Source organism: Moorena sp. SIO2C4 (genome assembly GCF_010672485.1).
GTDB lineage: Bacteria > Cyanobacteriota > Cyanobacteriia > Cyanobacteriales > Coleofasciculaceae > Moorena > Moorena producens.
Map to the genome: position 1 here is coordinate 1 of NZ_JAAHGN010000910.1, position 3,143 is coordinate 3,143.

At 43.7% G+C, this 3,143-nt stretch carries 1 protein-coding gene; it reads left to right on the plus strand.

Going from position 1 to position 3,143, the window contains the following annotated elements:
- Nucleotides 1-103 precede the first annotated feature (103 nt).
- Nucleotides 104-3,022, plus strand: a complete 2,919-nt coding sequence (locus F6K20_RS31215; RefSeq protein WP_287297317.1) for an nSTAND1 domain-containing NTPase — start codon at nt 104-106, stop codon at nt 3,020-3,022.
- The last annotated feature ends 121 nt before the right edge of the window (nt 3,023-3,143 follow it).

The window sequence follows — 3,143 nt, forward strand, 5'->3', positions numbered from 1 at the left end:
TTCGCGGATCGAACGTAGCGACCATGAGGTAAGGATTGTCGTCAGCATCTTCAGAAAACACAGATTTGACTTCTTCGCGTACAAATCCAGATTTTTGTTGGAATTGAGCTCCGAGCTCGAAGGAACGGAAGTCTTGGGCTTAGAATCGGTGCAGAATCTAGCACAGATGCTGAGTGTGACTAATCAAGTGCTCGAAGAGTTTCAGAAAAATCTTCCTTTCCCCTTGGTGTTATGGATTACAGATGACGTTCAGCAGCAACTGATCCAGTTTGCTCCAGATTTCGAGAGTTTGGGGACACGGATAGAATTTGCGATGTTCCTTGGGAACCGCTACGCGAACGCAACAGAAACCTTAATTACTGAACTCAAAGAGACTACTGATGCTATCTTTGACTATATTGTAAAATCAAATAGTATAGCATACTTTGTCCCTACTGATATAGGTATTCTATGTCACGGGGAAATTGATGCTGCTCTGAAGGATTTACAGCATCGCGGTGAAACCCTCGAACCTGCTCTCAAAGCTAGTATAGAATTCCTTCGCGGTCAAGAGGCTTATGCTAACTATCAGTTGGGTAGTGCAGTAACTCACTATGAGCAAAGTTTGGCATTTTGGCAACCAGCGCCAAGGGAGACTGAGAGATGGGTAGATCACGAGATCAGGAGATCAGGAGATGGGGAGAGTGGGAAGAATGTTTCTTCATCTAATTTAGAAGATCTAGAATATCTAGGTAATTTAGACGATATAAATAACTTAGACGATCTAGATAATTTAGAAGATCTAAATAACTTAGAATATCTAGATAACTTAGAGGATATAAATAACTTAGAAAACGGAAGTGATACTACGGTAAATGAGATTACCGTTTCTGATCAGCAATTCCTGGAGCGTCAGGGAATCGTCCTGTTTTACATTGGGTTGTGTTATTTCCAGCAGGGGGAAAAGTCTCGGGAACCAGAAAACTGTCTCTATTGGAATGATGCTAGAGGATTATTCCAGCAGTGTCTTGATCGGTTTGAGCAGTTGAATCGTCATGATTTAATCACTAAGTTGATCAATCAACTAGGTGAGGTGATCCTACGTCTGGAGGATTGGGATGATTTGTATCACTTGGCTCACAATGCCCTAGGGTTACAGCAACGCCAAATCCTATTAGGGGCGCAAGGTCTGGCACCACTAAAAGCCCAAGCTTACGGATTTTTAGCAGAAGTCGCTGTTAACCAATCTCGTTGGCAAGAGGCTAAGCAAAATGCTCAGAAAGCATTAGATACGATAGCGACAGTTTCCTCTGGTGTTGCAGAACAGGGCACAGAGGAAACACAGGAAACACAGGAAACACAGGGCACAAAACCATCTCTTAACTCAGGAGTCAGCATTCAGGACAATGCACTCCAGACCATGCACTCACTTCAAACCAGTCTGTATCTACTACTGTTAGCTCAATCTGAGCAACGGCTAGGTGAAGCTGAAGCTGCACTCCAACATCTAGAACAGGCAAGGGTTATTGCACCTGAGGATAATCCTCGGTTTTACACTCGGATTTTGCAGGGATTGCGATCGCGTAGCGGTCGGTTAGGGAAATCGCTTTATTTCCAGCAGGGGCAGTATCTCCAAGCTTTCCAACTTAAGCAATATCAACAATCGTTAGCGCAACAGTATGGTTGGGGAGGGTTTATTGGTGCTGGTGGATTACAGCCACGACAACAGATAAAGTTGGTGGGTTTGCCAACAAATTTGATTGGAGCGCAACGCCTTGCCCCCCTAGAGGAGGAAAATCCAGAAACTATAGCGCTAGAAATTGCCCAGTCTGGGCGACAGCAGGATGTCAATCGATTGATTGAACGGATTGGAAGCAATGATTACAGGCTAATTGTGATTCATGGAGAATCAGGGGTGGGCAAGAGTTCTCTGGTGAATGGGGGATTAGTACCAGGGTTGAAACAGACTGTAATTGGTACAGAAGATGTGTTGCCTGTAGTGATGGCAGTCTATAGCAATTGGGTAGAAGAATTGGGACGGTTATTGGTAGAGGCATTAACCGGAATAAATATAGAGACATTGCATGGAACATCTCTACAAAGCCCAGATATTATTATACAGCAATTGCGGCAAAATGAACAGCACAATTTGCGGACAGTACTGATTTTTGACCAGTTTGAAGACTTTTTCTTTGTTTACCTGGATAAAGCTCAGCGACGGCAATTTTTTGAATTCCTAGAAGAGTGTGTTACTAGTCCGTCAGTTAAGGTGATTCTGTCGATGCGGGAGGATTATCTCCATTATTTACTGGAGTGCGAACGGGCACCATGGTCGGGTAGCCCTAATCCCATGGCCAGTATGGAAATTATTGGCAATGACATATTAAGTAAACATGTGCGCTATCCTTTAGGTAATTTTTCCCGAGATGATGCTAAGTCGGTGATTGAGCAAGTAACTAAACAATCATCTTTTGACCTAGAACCAGCTTTGATTGAAGAATTGGTACAGGATTTAGCTGGGGAATTATCGGAAGTACGTCCGATGGAATTGCAGATAGTAGGAGCGCAATTGCAGGCGGAGAGTATTACTACCCTGGAACACTATTGGGAACGGGGTTCAAAGCAAGGATTGATGGCGCGGTATTTGACTGGAGTAGTGGAAGATTGTGGACCAGAGAATCAGCAGGTGGCGGAACTGGTGCTATATTTACTAACAGATGAAACAGGCAATCGTCCCCTGAAGACTAAAGCTGAGTTAGCGAATCATTTAGGAACAGAAGCTGATAAATTAGAGTTGGTATTAAGGATTATAGTAGAGTCGGAGTTGGTAGTTAAGGTACCGGATAGTGTGGCTGAACGCTATCAATTGATGCATGATGATATGGTTTCTTATCTACGACAACCAGCACTGAAGTTAGATGAGTTAATAACAAAACTAAAACAAGCTGAGCAGGCTAAGCAGGGATTGGCAAACTCTAACCAAAAAGCCAGCCATCAGATTAGGATTGGGTCAGCAGTATTGAGCCTGACATGGGTTAGGTAAACGGACACAACAAATTGGCTCTAGCTTCGCTGGCACTGAGAATTTCCATTGGCATCTAACTAATGTACAACTTACTGTACCACTTCCAAAAGCAATGCAGTCGCTCCTCATAAGCGACTGC